Here is a 13,186-nt window from a genome sequence, read left to right as displayed (position 1 = left end):
TTTAAAAAGGACAGATGTCCTTGTTGGTAAAAAGAAAACATGATAAAATTTCTCCATCAAATAAAAATGTTAAAAGAACATGATGGAGGGGGACAAAATGAAGAAAATGAGTTTTTTATGTGCACTGAGTATTACGACAGGATTGTTCTGTGGCGTGTGGTCTTTTATTTCGGTGCCGTTGGGGCTGCTGACTTGGGCTGGTTTTGCGGGATGCACTACCTATTTTGCCACAGGTAAGCATGGTGCAGCCGGATTGAAAAATGCAATTATTCCTAACCTTATGGGAATTGTGTGTGGAATGAGTATTATTTTATTAGGACAGCTTTCTCCTGAGCTGGGGAATCTGGGTATCTGGAGTGGAATTATCTCTTTTGTAATCTGCATTATTACGAAGTTTGAATGGTTCAGTTTTACACCAGGAACGTTTCTTGGATGTTTTGCAACCTTTGCAGCAGGAGGCGACTGGAAAGTTTTGGTACCGTCTATCATTGTAGGTGCATTTTTAGGATGGACTTGTGATACTAGTGGTGCATGGCTCTACAAAAAAGCAACTGGTGGAGAACAGCAGGAAGAAAGTGCAGCACAATAAGAAATAGAATAAAGATTTTCAGAAGAAACCAAAAATGGACTGTAAGATTTGGATGGGAAGAATCAGGAAATGCAGTCCATTTTTTATGTAAAAATCTTTTTAATAAAAGTAAGGACAAAAAGATTTTTAAAGTACGTTAAAGTTTAAATGGAGGATATCTATGCTTATACAATCTATTTTTCAATCGCTGGCTATGTTGTTTTTATTAGTTCTCCCAGGAATATTTTTTCGAAAAAAAGAGTGGATGACTGAGAACCAGAGTCAGGGAGTCAACAGCATCATTATAAATCTAACCTGGCCTTGTCTTGTGATTGATGCTATGCAGATGAAGTTTTCTATGCGGATATTAAAAGATAGTGGATATATCCTTCTGGTCTGTATGGCAGTATTTATCATTCTTTTTGTGTTTAGCTATCCTCTGGCAAAAGGATTAAAAATGATGAAACAAAGACGGTATCTTATGACGTTTATGTTACTATTTGGAAATACTGGTTTTATCGGAATCCCAGTTATGAAAGCGCTTTATGGAGGTGAAGCGGTATTTTATGTGGCTATTGTAGAGCTGATTAATGATATTTTGATTTTTACAGTGGGAATTTTGCTGATTCAGATGTCTGTGGAAGCAGACCTGCATATGCAGTGGAAGAAACTGTTTAGTCCGGGAATGCTCGGGGTACTTTTAGGATTATTTTTCTTTCTGGTAAGAATCACGTTGCCTCCGATTATTGGAGATGCCATAAAAATGTTGGGGAATGCCACCACCCCGCTGACTATGTTTATGATTGGATTTCAACTGGGGGGAATCTGTTGGACAGATTTTTGGAAAGATCGGCATATCTATGCAGTTGCGGTCATCAAACTGGTAGCTGTACCGATGATTACACTTTTTCTGATTCGCCTGTGGACAGAAGAAATTTCTTTGCTGGAAAAAGTTGTTATTATGAGTTTTGCTATGCCAGTAGGTTCGGTTAGTGCTATTTTTAGTAAAGAATATAAAAGTGATGAAGAATTTGTGGTCAAAGAGGTGATGTTATCTACTGTGTTTTGTTTCTTGACAATCCCATTATTTGCGCTTTTGTTAGGAAAATAAAAGAGGAAACTCTCCACTAAAGAGAGGGTAAAAAAACGCAAAAAAAGCGAAAAAAATCTCTTTTTTTTGTTTTTTCTCTTGCATTCTTTTTCTCTTCGTGATAGAATCCACCCCACCAAAAAGCACATGAATTTTTTGACAAGATTTTTCAGAGCCAGAAATGAAAAAGAAGACGGAAAAGTATCGTGTTGGGGTAAAGTTAAGAAACGGGTTATGATGGCAGGAGGGGTATAAAGTAAAAACAGTCTGCCATCAAAGAAAGGAGAAGGAACCATGATGGATTTCGCATTAACAAAACAGCAGGAAGAGATTAGACAGGCAGCAAGAGAGTTCGCACAAAGAGAATTACTCCCAGGAGTACAGGAAAGAGACATGACAGAAGAGTTTCCGATGGATATTTTAAAAAAGCTGGGAGAAGAAGGTCTCATCGGGGTACAGTTTCCAAAAGAATATGGAGGACAGGGGAAAGATTATCTTTCTTTTGCTCTAATTGTAGAAGAATTATGTAAGATAGATTCTTCCTTTGGTATTGCCTATGCTATTTCTTCAACCTTTACTACAGGAATTTTCAAATTCGGAACAGAGGAACAGAAAATGCATGCTCTTCCAAGATTATTTGCCGGAGATGCTTTGGGATGTTTTGCGCTGACAGAGCCTGATGCCGGTTCAGATCCAGGTAATGCAAAAGCAACAGCAGAAAAACGTGGAGACACATATGTGATCAACGGAAAGAAACGATACATTACTAACTCTGCGGTGGCAGATTACTGTATGCTGATTGCCAGCACAGATTTATCCAAAGGCTCCAAAGGATTAAGCGCTTTCTTGATCGACTTGAAAACTACACCGGGGGTACGCATTGGTCATGTGGAAAACAAATGTGGAATCCGTTCAGCAAAAGTTGCAGAAATTATTTTTGAAGATTGTGTAATTCCAGCAGATCGGCTGCTTGGTGAAGAAGGTAGTGGTCTCCGTTATGCATTGACAGCATTGAATGCAGGACGAATCAGTGTGGCAGCACAGGGCTTAGGATTGGCAGAAGGTGCTTATGAAATTGCGAAAAAACACATGATGGAACGAGTACAGTTTGGTAAGCCAATTTATAAGAATCAGTATCTTGCTTTTAAAATGGCAGATTTAGAAACAGAAATCGATATGGCAAGATTGCTGCTGTATCACACTGTATGGAAACAGCAAAATGGAGAAAACTTTGCAGTAGAGGCATGTAAAGCAAAACTTGCCTGCACGAATTTAGCAATGCATGTGACAACGGAATGTGTACAGAATATGGGTGGTGCTGGTTATATGAGGGAACAAAATGTGGAAAGAATGTTCCGCGATGCTAAGATTACACAAATTTATGAAGGAACGAATGAAATACAGAGGATGATCATCAGCAAAAATATCTTTAAATAAAAAGAAGAAAATGAAATAAAAATAGGAAAAGAACAGCTATCAAAGAGATGAAGACAATATATTTTGTTAGCTGTTCTTTTTTTACACAAAAAAACTATCAGAAAGGGGAGAGTTTTGGAAAAAATTCATAAAAAAAATGAAAAAAAGTTTATAAGGGTCATTGACTGTGCGTTTGTGGGATGAATTAGAATGATTGTAACGCATAGGAATATGCAAAAAGATTAAAAGTGGAATATTTAACAGGAGGGTTTTAACGTGAGTGCAAGAAAAACAGCCGTATTAAGTTACAAAATGACTACAGCAGATGCCAATGATCCAGAAGGAAGAATTCCTTTCGGTCGTCAGTTCGATTTTATTGGAGATGTAGAAACAGAATTAATGATTTTAAATGATGGAGATGAATCTTTATGTCTTGGTTATACGGATGTAGAGCTTTTAGAAGATGCATATGTAGGAGATCAGCTTGATTTTACCGCTGAGATGATCAAAATCGGAGGAACATCAAGAACTTGTAAGATTCGTACATATAAAGTAGCAACATTGGCTTCCAGAATGGGAATCAAAGATGCAAGACCAGGTGATATGTACTATTTTGATGAACCAAAATTGATTACAGAAGGAACGGTAGTTCTTGTTGTAAAAAAAGAATTACAGCGTGGAGAACAGCCGGATGGTGCTGTTATTGATCCATGGAGAGAACTGGAACTCTAAATCAAATCAGTTCAGATCAATAAGTTAAGATCAGTATATGAAAAGAAGCAGAACAGATATGAAGACAAAATGTACTCTGTAATCTTTTTGTATTTGGTTGGCGGAAAGATTACAGAAGTACATCAAAAGGAAAAAGGAGAAGAATCATGTCCAAAGAAGTAACGATGAGATATAGAATGTCAGACAGAGATGTATTTTACGGTGGCGGAGTAGTCAATGGTGCCCGTTCCATTACTTATATGGGAGATGTAGCAGATCGTCTGATGGCAAAATTATATGGAAATATCAGCAGATGCAGCAAGGTAAGAAAAATTCGTCTTTTTGTACCATGCCATGCTGGAGATTACATGGAATTTAAAGCAAGATTAAATGAAGAAGCAGATGGAAAAGCAGTGATTGAAGTTCGTTCTTTTAAAGTATGTGAACTGCCAGTAGATCCTCCATTCCCAAGCTCTATTGATATGATGGTTGATCCACCATTATCTACTGTAGCCATTTTTGAATATGATATTCCGAAAAATGAAAAGAAAGATACGGAAAATGAAAAAAATGAAAAAAAAGTATCTGAAAAAAGCAAAAAAAGTAGAAAAAGAGTAAGAGCAAAAAGAGAGGGAAAATGATGAAAGCCTTAGAAGGATTAAAGGTGTTGGATTTAACCAGCGCATTGAACGGACCATTTTGTACAACAATGCTGGCAGATCATGGTGCAGATGTTATCAAATTTGAACCTCCGGCAGGAGAACAGTGCAGAACCTGGGGACCACTGGATGAAAAGAGTGGCGAAAGTGGATTCTATGCTTTTTTAAATAGAAATAAAAAAGGTTGTACTTTGAATTTAAAAAATGAAAAAGCAAGGGAAATGTTCTATGAACTGGTAAAGGATGCCGATGCTGTTGTGGAGAATTATCGTCCGGGTGTAACAAAAAAACTGGGAGTAGACTACGAAACACTGAAAAAAATTAATCCGAAGATTATTTATGCATCAGGCTCCGGATTTGGTCAGTATGGTCCGATTTCCCACCGTCCTTGTTATGATATTGTTGCACAGTCTATGGGAGGCATGGTTAATCTTACTGGATATAAGGATGCTCCACCGGTCAAAGTAGGACCGTCTGTAGCAGATCATGTAGCAGGAATTTATTTATGTGTTGGTTTTCTTTTAGCTCTCTATCATAGAGAAAAAACTGGAGAAGGACAGCATGTGGATGTTTCCATGATGGATACGATTTTTACTTTATTGGAAAATTCCATTGTAAAAACAACTATGCAGGGTATTATTCCAGAAAGACAGGGAAATATCGATCCGTCGATTTCTCCATTTGACATTTACCCTACTTCTGACGGTTATGTGGCACTGGGGGTTGGAAATGATAAGTTGTTCCGTACATTCTGTGATGTTATCGAACGTCCTGAACTAGTGGATGATCCTTTATATCTTACGAACGACCTGCGTTGTCAGAATTACGAAAATGGATTACAACAATTAATTACTGAATGGACAAAACAGCATACAAAAGCAGAACTGGAAGAGATTTTTGATGAAGCAGGTATTCCTTGCGGCCCCGTTCTTAATATGAAGGAAGCCATTGAACATCCACAGATTCAGGCAAGAGAGATGATGGTGCATATGGATCATCCGACAATTGGAGAAATGTATTTCCAGGGATGCCCGGTTAAACTTAGCAAAACTCCACCAAGTATTGATACACCAGCACCGCTTTTGGGCCAGCATAATCAGGAAGTCTTCCATTTAGATGACGAAACCTACGCGCAGTTAAAGGATGAGGGCGTATTATAGAACCGGGAGGAAACTATGGATTTTAAATTTACTGATGGACAGCTGATGTTACAGAAAACAGCAGCAGAATTTGCAGAAAAATATATTGAACCAAGAGCAGAAGAAATTGACCGTACAGGAGAATTCCCAAGGGACATTTTTAATGAAATGTGTAAAGTAGGATTTGCCGGTATTGGTACACCGACAAATTATGGCGGAAGTGGAGGAACAGACATTGATAAGGTGTTAGTAGTAACAGAAATTGCTAAAAAAGACGCCTCTTGTGCAGCAATTCTTTCTATTCATACAATTTTCGCTTCTGTATTAAGTAAGTTTGGTACGGAAGAACAGAAAAAGAAATACCTACCAGAAACTACTAATGGAGGTGAACTGGGGGCTTTTGCTCTGACAGAACCTAATGCAGGATCTGATGCCGGAAGTGCAAAAACTACAGCAATTTTTGATGAAGAAACCGGTGAATACGTATTAAATGGAACAAAGTGTTTTATTTCTGGTGGAAGTCAGGCAAAAAACCTTCTGATTTTTGCTCTGACTGATCCAGCTAAGGGAACAAAGGGATTATCCTGTATTCTTGTAGAAAAAGGAACACCAGGATTTTCTGTAGGAAAAATTGAAGAAAAAATGGGTATTCATGGTTCAGAAACAGCAGAATTAATTTTTGACAATTGTCGTGTGCCTAAAGAAAATCTGATTGGTCGTGAAGGACAGGGATTTAAGATTGCCATGACTGCTTTGGATGGTGCCAGAATTGGTGTCGCAGCACAGGCGTTAGGTATTGCTGAAAGAGCTTTGGATGAAAGTGTAAAATACATGAAAGAGAGAGTGCAGTTTGGGAAACCAATTTCTGCTTTACAGGGATTGCAGTGGTATATTTCCGACATGGCGACAAAAATTGAATGTGCAAAATGGATGATTTTCCGCGCTGCATGGCTGAAAGTTAGTGGACAGCCATACTCTAAAGAGGCAGCCATTGCTAAATTAAATGCATCAGAAACAGCTACCTTTGTGACGAATCTCGCTTTGCAGATTCATGGTGGATATGGATATATGAAAGATTATCCATTGGAAAGAATGTATCGTGATGCCAAAATTACCGAAATCTATGAAGGTACCTCAGAAATACATAAGGTTGTCATTTCCAGAGCGGTGCTGAAATAATCGGGAGGGAAAAAGATGAATAGTATTGTATGTATTAAGCAGGTGCCAAATACCAATGAGGTAAAAATTAATAAAGAAACAGGCACATTGATTCGTGAGGGTGTGGAAAGTATCATCAATCCAGATGATAAAAATGCTCTGGAAGCCGCACTGGTTTTAAAAGAGCAGACAGGAGGTACGGTAACAATCTTGAGTATGGGACCTCCCCAGGCAAAAGCAGCATTAAAAGAAGGTCTGGCTATGGGTGCTGACGAGGCTTGGCTTCTTTCTGACCGGGCTTTCGGTGGGTCAGATACCTGGGCCACAGCAACCATTCTTGCGGCAGCTATTGAAAAAATAGGAAATTATGACATCGTATTTTGCGGGCGTCAGGCTATTGATGGAGATACCGCACAGGTAGGACCGGAAATTGCAGAATTTTTAGGAATCCCACAGGTGACTTATGCCAAAGAAATCAAACCGGAAGAGAATGCTCTTCGTGTAACCAGATTTACTGAAAATGCGGACCTCGTTTACCATGTACAGACTCCATGTCTTATCACTGCCATTAAAGAACTCAATGATCCGAGATTCCCGACAGTGGCAGATATTTTCAGAGCTTATGATGAAGAAACGGACAATATCCATGTGCTGACTTTTGCAGATCTTTCGATCGATCCGACACAGATTGGATTAAAAGGTTCACCGACAAACGTATATCGTTCCTTTGTTCCAGTAAAAGACAAACAAAGTGAAATTATCGAAGGAATGAACGAAAAAGAAAAAGCAAAAGCTTTGATGGATAAGCTCGCGGCGCTGAAATTATTTTAGGAGGTGAACAGACATGAGAGCAAAAGTAAATCAGAATATTTGTCTGAATGATTATAAAAATGTCTGGATCATTGCAGAGCAAAGAAATGGGAAAATCGAACCAGTAACTATCGAATTAATCGGTGAAGGAAGAAAGCTGGCTGATATTTTAAGTAGAGAACTTATAGTAGCTGTATGTGGTTATGAAATGAAAGAAGAAACAGAAAAACTTCTTCATTATGGCGTAGACAAAGTTTGTTATGTAGAAAGTCCATTGTTAAAAGATTTTTCCACAGATGGTTATGTGAAGGCATTTGCAGATTTAATTAATGAAAGAAAACCAGAGATTGTTCTTGTAGGAGCAACTTCTCTTGGGAGAGATATCGGACCACGCCTTGCCGCAAGACTGGGAACAGGTTTGACTGCGGATTGTACCAAATTGGAAATTGATGAGACAGATAATAAATTATTGATGACAAGACCGGCTTTTGGCGGTAATCTTATGGCAACGATCGTTTGTCCGAAAAACCGTCCACAGATGTCTACTGTACGTCCTGGAGTAATGGAGAAAGCACATTTCCATGAAGAAAAAACAGGTGAGGTAGAAGTGATTGTTCCGGCATTAACGAAAGAAGATATCCGGACTAATCTGGAACAGGTAATCGTAGCTGATCAGAAGAAGGTGAATCTGGTAGATGCAAAGATTGTGGTTTCCGGCGGTCGTGGATTAAAGACGGCAGAAGGCTTTGCTTTAGTCCAGGAACTGGCAGATACGATAGGTGGCGTTGTTGGTTCTTCTCGTGCCTGTGTAGAAGCAGGATGGATTGATGCCAGCCATCAGGTGGGACAAACAGGAACTACAGTAAGACCGGATCTTTATATTGCCTGTGGTATTTCTGGAGCAATCCAGCATTTGGCAGGTATGAGCGAATCGAAATATATTGTAGCTATTAATAAAGATCCAAAAGCACCTATTTTTGAAGTTTGCGATTATGGTATTGTAGGTGATCTTCATAAGGTTATTCCGGCAATGATAGAGCAGATTAAAGAGAATCCTGATCTGTAAAGAGAGACAGACGAAAAGCAGAAATTTATATAGAATAGAATATGAAGATAGTCGCGGCATAGAAAATGCCTGACCGGCATTTTTATTTGCTCCGACATCATATTCTATTCTATATAAAATTTCCGCTTTTCTGTTTGTTGGCTCCATATGAAATGTCAATCCTTTAGAATTTAATTTCCCGGAAAGCCATAACATTCTGGAGAATTCCCGTGTTGCCAAACTGTGGATTTAGATTAGTCAGAAAAAAGAAAAACTATCCTATCCCAGATGCGGCTTGGGAGCGTGATTAAGATGCGGATGAGCATCTTAATCACAGCGACTACAGAGCAGATGGGATAGGATAGTTTTTCTTTTTTCGTCTACCTTAAATCTACAAATCAAGAGTTTACGCTTGTCATTGCCAGTAGAGTTTGTTATAATTAAATCAAATCTATTATAAAGAAGAGTTGCTTGATGTTCAGGCAGCTCTTCTTTATACATATACACCTGTCAGCCATCAGATTTTGTGAAAAATTAATGAAGTATGGGAGTTTACAGGTAGAATAGAACCACAACAGTTTAATAAGATAAAATTGGCAATGGAGTGATATCCTATGGAAGAAAAGAAATACTATTCAATCGGGCAGGTATCAGGTATTTGCAAAATTCCGGTTAAAACCCTGCGTTATTATGATGAAATTAAATTACTCGTACCACAAATAAGAAAGGAAACAAGCAATTACCGATATTATAGCAAAGAACAGTTAATTACTGCTTTTATGATTCGCCAATTCCGTTCTCTTGGATTTAATTTAAAAGATATTAAAGAAATTATCAGTAATAATACTATGGATTATTATCTGGACAGCATTTATATACATCTTAATGAAATTGATGCTGAGATTGCTGAATTGGAAAAGAGACGACGGGAAAATGAATGTTTGCTGGAACGTTTTATTAAAGGTCAGAATTATCTGCATGACCGGGTGGATGAAGAAGAATATAAAATAGAAGAGATTCCGCCAATTCATGTTTTAGGATCTCGTTCCATCATTAAATCATACCGTAATGAGGAAGTCAGTCTGGAACGCTGGATTACCATTAATGAAGAGGCGGTTAATCTTGGGCTTGAAATCGCCGGTCCTATTTATGTAACCTTCCACACTGAGATGTTCGGACAGTTTTTTTCTAAGGACTGTGATATCGAATTTTCCATTCAGGTAAAAGAAGACCCTTCTGTCAATGAAAATATCCATAGTTTTGGAGGGTTTACAGCAGCGACAGCAATTTATAGGGGAGATTATGAAAATATTTTTAAAACCTATATCGCATTAAAACGTTGGATTGATGAAAATAATTATGAAATATGCGGAGATGTTATGGAAGAATTCCTTGTTTCTCCTATAGATACAGCTAATGTGGAAGAACATATTACAAGAATCATCGTGCCGATTAAAGAACCTAAGGGAAAAAAGAAACCTAGGTAAATTTAGAAGCTGGTTTTGTGAAAGAGAATAAAAGCTCCTTTTACAAAACCGGCTTTTTCTTTATATGAAAAATCTTGAATGATTGTTTCAGAATTACGGGAGTAGCGTTAGCTACAGCAAAATGCCTTTTGAACCTAACATCATTAGTTATAGAAGAAACATATTTATCTCAGTTGAGAAGACTCCCACCTCTTTCAGGTGGTGAGTGACAGCAAATTTGTCTCAGTGGAAGTCCAATCTCCGACTAAGAAAACGCTCCGCGAGAATCACGCGCCAAGTCTCGCGGCGGCTCGACTTGAAAAAGAGAAAGTTTGACAAAAAAACGATAAATGACCAAATGTATTTATAATGGAAATATGGAGAGAAAACCGTCCATAGGTGGAGAGTTTTATGCGATATGCACAATAAAAAAACGAAAAAAAGAAAAAAACCTCTTTACTTGCCCAAAACTGTATGTATTAAAATGAGTACATAAGGAACTACCGAATAAGTTTTCATTAAATTATTAACAATGTATTCCCCTATGGAAACAGGCAATGTGGAAACAAATAATAAGGAAAACATAAAAGGAAAAATGGAGAAAGGCGGTTTTTACATTATGAGTAAAACAATCATCAAACCATACGACCAGGAATTAGAAAAAGGGTATGACTTAAGAAGAGCCATGGAGGAAGCTTCTCGTTGTCTTCTTTGTCACGATGCCCCATGTAGCAAAGGATGTCCGGCAGGAACAGATCCAGCAAAATTTATTCGCTCACTGAGGTTTAGAAACGTTTGGGGCGCAGCAGAAACAATTCGTGAAAACAATCCATTAGCAGGATGTTGTGCAGATGTGTGTCCTTACGATCAGATGTGTGAACAGGCATGCAGCCGTTGTGGAATTGACAAGCCAATCAATATTGGTAAATTACAGAGATTTTTAGTTGAACAGGAAAAAGAAGAGCAGATGAATTTTATAAAACCAGGCGAAGCAAATGGCAAAAAAGTTGCCTGTATCGGTGGTGGACCTTCTTCTTTAGCTTGTGCTCGTGAACTGGCTCGTGAGGGATTTGATGTAACTGTATTTGAAGCAAATGAAAAAGTTGGTGGAATGCTTACTTACGGTATTACCCCATCAAGACTTCCACAGGATGTTGTAGATTTTGATTTAGAGACAATCCGTCAAGCTGGAGTGAAATTTGAATGTGATCATAAAGTAGATTTAGCTGAACTGGAAACGTTAAAAGCGGAATACGATGCAGTATTTGTAGGTGTTGGTCTTTGGAAATCTAAAATGGTTGACGTTCCAGGAGCAGATCTTGAAGGTGTAGAAAATGCGATTGACTTCCTGAAAGCAGCAAGAAGCAGAAGTAAAGAATTTAAACTGGGTGAAAATGTTATTGTGATTGGTGGTGGAGACGTTGCAATGGACTGCGTATCTACAGCAAAACAGTTAGGCGCAAATGCAACAATTGTTTATCGTCGTACGATTGAAGAAGCACCGGCAAATATGGAAGAAGTAACTACAGTACAGAACATGGGTGTTCCAATTTTTACTCAGTTTGCGCCAACAGAAATCGTGGGAGAAAACGGAAAAGTTACTGCATTAAAAGCAGCTGGACGTGATGGATATTCTTCATTAGTACTTAAAGCAGATCAGATTATTTTTGCTATCGGACAGGAACAGACAGAAGAATATGCAGAATTGAAAGCAGCAGACGGTGTATATCTTGGCGGAGATATGCTTTACGGCAGAGGACGTACTGTAGTAGAGGCAGTAGCAGATGGAAAAGAAGCAGCAGCAAAAATTGCAGCTGATTTAAAATAGGGGGAATACGACTATGGCATTAAAAAAAGATTTATCCATTGATTTTTTAGGTGTGAAATGTGAAAATCCATTTTTCCTTTCTTCTTCACCGGTAGGAAGTAATTATGAAATGTGTGCAAAAGCTCTGGAAGCAGGCTGGGGTGGAATTTATTATAAATCGATTGGTGTTTATATCCCGGATGAAATTTCTCCGCGTTTTGATATCACTACAAAAGAAGGAACACCTTGGTTAGGGTTTAAAAACATGGAACAGATATCGGATAAGCCACTGGAAGTAAACCTTGAATATATGCGCAGATTAAAACAGGATTATCCAAACAAAGTTATTGTTGCCAGTATCATGGGAAGTAATGATGATGAATGGGCTTATCTGGCAAAGGCAGTAACAGAAGTGGGTGTTGACCTGATTGAATGTAACTTCTCCTGTCCACAGATGACTTCCTCTACTATGGGATCTGACGTAGGGACAAGACCAGAACTAGTAAAACATTACTGTGAAGTAGTAACTGCAAATACCCATCTTCCTGTAATTGCAAAAATGACACCAAATATTACCAATATGGAACTTCCGGCTATCGCAGCAGTGGAAGGTGGAGCAAAAGGTCTTGCTGCCATCAATACTGTAAAATCTATCAGTAACATAGATTTAGATCTCAACTCTGGTATGCCGGTAGTTAACGGTAAATCTGCAGTATCCGGCTATTCAGGAGCAGCAGTAAAACCAATCGCTCTTCGTTTTGTTTCTGATCTTAAACATGATCCTAAGCTGGTAGACATTCCATTATCCGGTATGGGCGGTGTAGAAACATGGAAAGATGCTTTAGAATTTATCTTGTTAGGTTGTGAAAATGTACAGTGTACTACAGCCATCATGCAGTATGGTTACCGTATTGTTGAAGATATGATCAGTGGTCTGTCTCACTATATGGAAAGAAATGGTATTGATAAATTGCAGGATTTAGTAGGAAGAGCTCTGCCAAGTATTAAGGGAGCAGACGAACTTGATCGTTCCTTCCGTATCCTGCCACAGTTTGATACAGAAAAGTGTGTGGGTTGTGGAAGATGTTATGTATCCTGCTTTGATGGTGGTCATCAGGCAATCGAGTTTGATCAGGAGACAAGAAAACCAAAACTTTTAGAAGACAAGTGCGTAGGATGTCACTTATGCTTAAATGTCTGTCCGGTAATGCATTGTATCACACCGGGAGAAGTTGTTTTCAAACCGGGTAGAGAAGAACATGATGTTATTCTGAAAACAAAATATGAATAATCGTCTCCTTAAAAGAGACAGATTTA

General features: G+C 38.4%; 12 protein-coding genes. All 12 read left to right on the top strand.

The window, feature by feature from the left end; translation table 11 throughout:
- Positions 1-97 precede the first annotated feature (97 nt).
- The 12 genes from EHLA_RS09250 to preA all read left to right on the top strand — a co-directional run bounded on the left by EHLA_RS09250 (position 98) and on the right by preA (position 13,160).
- Positions 98-589 carry a DUF1097 domain-containing protein gene (locus tag EHLA_RS09250; RefSeq protein WP_242970708.1) on the top strand — a complete coding sequence of 164 codons (492 nt, stop codon included), beginning with the start codon at positions 98-100 and terminating at the stop codon, positions 587-589.
- Between the two features lie 160 nt (positions 590-749).
- On the top strand, positions 750-1,679 hold the full coding sequence (locus EHLA_RS09245; protein ID WP_096240473.1) for an AEC family transporter: 930 nt from the start codon (positions 750-752) through the stop codon (positions 1,677-1,679).
- Positions 1,680-1,952: 273 nt separating this feature from the next.
- The gene (locus tag EHLA_RS09240) at positions 1,953-3,095 is read left to right on the top strand and encodes an acyl-CoA dehydrogenase family protein (protein ID WP_330399976.1); all 1,143 of its coding nucleotides are present in this window, start codon (positions 1,953-1,955) and stop codon (positions 3,093-3,095) included.
- Positions 3,096-3,350: 255 nt separating this feature from the next.
- Positions 3,351-3,806 carry a beta-alanyl-CoA:ammonia lyase gene (locus tag EHLA_RS09235; RefSeq protein ID WP_242970707.1) on the top strand — a complete coding sequence of 152 codons (456 nt, stop codon included), beginning with the start codon at positions 3,351-3,353 and terminating at the stop codon, positions 3,804-3,806.
- Between the two features lie 146 nt (positions 3,807-3,952).
- Entirely contained in the window at positions 3,953-4,426 is a 474-nt protein-coding gene (locus tag EHLA_RS09230; protein WP_242970706.1) for an acyl-CoA hydrolase, read from the top strand.
- Positions 4,423-5,604: a CaiB/BaiF CoA transferase family protein gene (locus EHLA_RS09225; protein WP_096240471.1), complete on the top strand. Its 1,182-nt coding sequence runs from the start codon at positions 4,423-4,425 to the stop codon at positions 5,602-5,604. Before EHLA_RS09230 ends, EHLA_RS09225 begins: the two co-directional genes overlap by 4 nt.
- A 15-nt stretch (positions 5,605-5,619) precedes the next feature.
- Positions 5,620-6,762 (top strand): acryloyl-CoA reductase, encoded by a 1,143-nt coding sequence (gene acrC, locus EHLA_RS09220; protein WP_096240469.1) that lies wholly within the window; start codon positions 5,620-5,622, stop codon positions 6,760-6,762.
- Positions 6,763-6,777: 15 nt separating this feature from the next.
- Positions 6,778-7,572 (top strand): electron transfer flavoprotein subunit beta/FixA family protein, encoded by a 795-nt coding sequence (locus EHLA_RS09215; protein WP_096240467.1) that lies wholly within the window; start codon positions 6,778-6,780, stop codon positions 7,570-7,572.
- A 13-nt stretch (positions 7,573-7,585) separates the two neighbouring features.
- Complete coding sequence (locus EHLA_RS09210; RefSeq protein WP_096240465.1) at positions 7,586-8,617, top strand: electron transfer flavoprotein subunit alpha/FixB family protein; 1,032 nt, start codon at positions 7,586-7,588, stop codon at positions 8,615-8,617.
- Positions 8,618-9,210: 593 nt separating this feature from the next.
- Entirely contained in the window at positions 9,211-10,083 is an 873-nt protein-coding gene (locus tag EHLA_RS09205) for a MerR family transcriptional regulator (RefSeq protein ID WP_096240463.1), read from the top strand.
- A gap of 598 nt (positions 10,084-10,681) precedes the next feature.
- Positions 10,682-11,890, top strand: a complete 1,209-nt coding sequence (locus EHLA_RS09200) for an FAD-dependent oxidoreductase (protein WP_096241612.1) — start codon at positions 10,682-10,684, stop codon at positions 11,888-11,890.
- 13 nt (positions 11,891-11,903) lie between these two features.
- Positions 11,904-13,160, top strand: a complete 1,257-nt coding sequence (preA, locus tag EHLA_RS09195) for an NAD-dependent dihydropyrimidine dehydrogenase subunit PreA (RefSeq protein WP_096240461.1) — start codon at positions 11,904-11,906, stop codon at positions 13,158-13,160.
- Positions 13,161-13,186: the final 26 nt, after the last annotated feature.

The sequence above is a fragment of the Anaerobutyricum hallii genome (genome assembly GCF_900209925.1).
In the GTDB taxonomy this organism is placed as follows: Bacteria; Bacillota; Clostridia; order Lachnospirales; family Lachnospiraceae; genus Anaerobutyricum; species Anaerobutyricum soehngenii.
This window is presented reverse-complemented; position numbering and strand designations above follow the sequence as displayed.

Excerpts from the sequence above, each read along its gene's own strand:
- EHLA_RS09250 (WP_242970708.1), top strand. The coding sequence starts at position 98 with ATGAAGAAAATGAGTTTTTTATGTGCACTGAGTATTACGACAGGATTG.
- EHLA_RS09245 (WP_096240473.1), top strand. The coding sequence starts at position 750 with ATGCTTATACAATCTATTTTTCAATCGCTGGCTATGTTGTTTTTATTA.
- EHLA_RS09240 (WP_330399976.1), top strand. The coding sequence starts at position 1,953 with ATGATGGATTTCGCATTAACAAAACAGCAGGAAGAGATTAGACAGGCA.
- EHLA_RS09230 (WP_242970706.1), top strand. The coding sequence starts at position 3,953 with ATGTCCAAAGAAGTAACGATGAGATATAGAATGTCAGACAGAGATGTA.
- EHLA_RS09225 (WP_096240471.1), top strand. The coding sequence starts at position 4,423 with ATGATGAAAGCCTTAGAAGGATTAAAGGTGTTGGATTTAACCAGCGCA.
- acrC (WP_096240469.1), top strand. The coding sequence starts at position 5,620 with ATGGATTTTAAATTTACTGATGGACAGCTGATGTTACAGAAAACAGCA.
- EHLA_RS09215 (WP_096240467.1), top strand. The coding sequence starts at position 6,778 with ATGAATAGTATTGTATGTATTAAGCAGGTGCCAAATACCAATGAGGTA.
- EHLA_RS09210 (WP_096240465.1), top strand. The coding sequence starts at position 7,586 with ATGAGAGCAAAAGTAAATCAGAATATTTGTCTGAATGATTATAAAAAT.
- EHLA_RS09205 (WP_096240463.1), top strand. The coding sequence starts at position 9,211 with ATGGAAGAAAAGAAATACTATTCAATCGGGCAGGTATCAGGTATTTGC.
- EHLA_RS09200 (WP_096241612.1), top strand. The coding sequence starts at position 10,682 with ATGAGTAAAACAATCATCAAACCATACGACCAGGAATTAGAAAAAGGG.
- preA (WP_096240461.1), top strand. The coding sequence starts at position 11,904 with ATGGCATTAAAAAAAGATTTATCCATTGATTTTTTAGGTGTGAAATGT.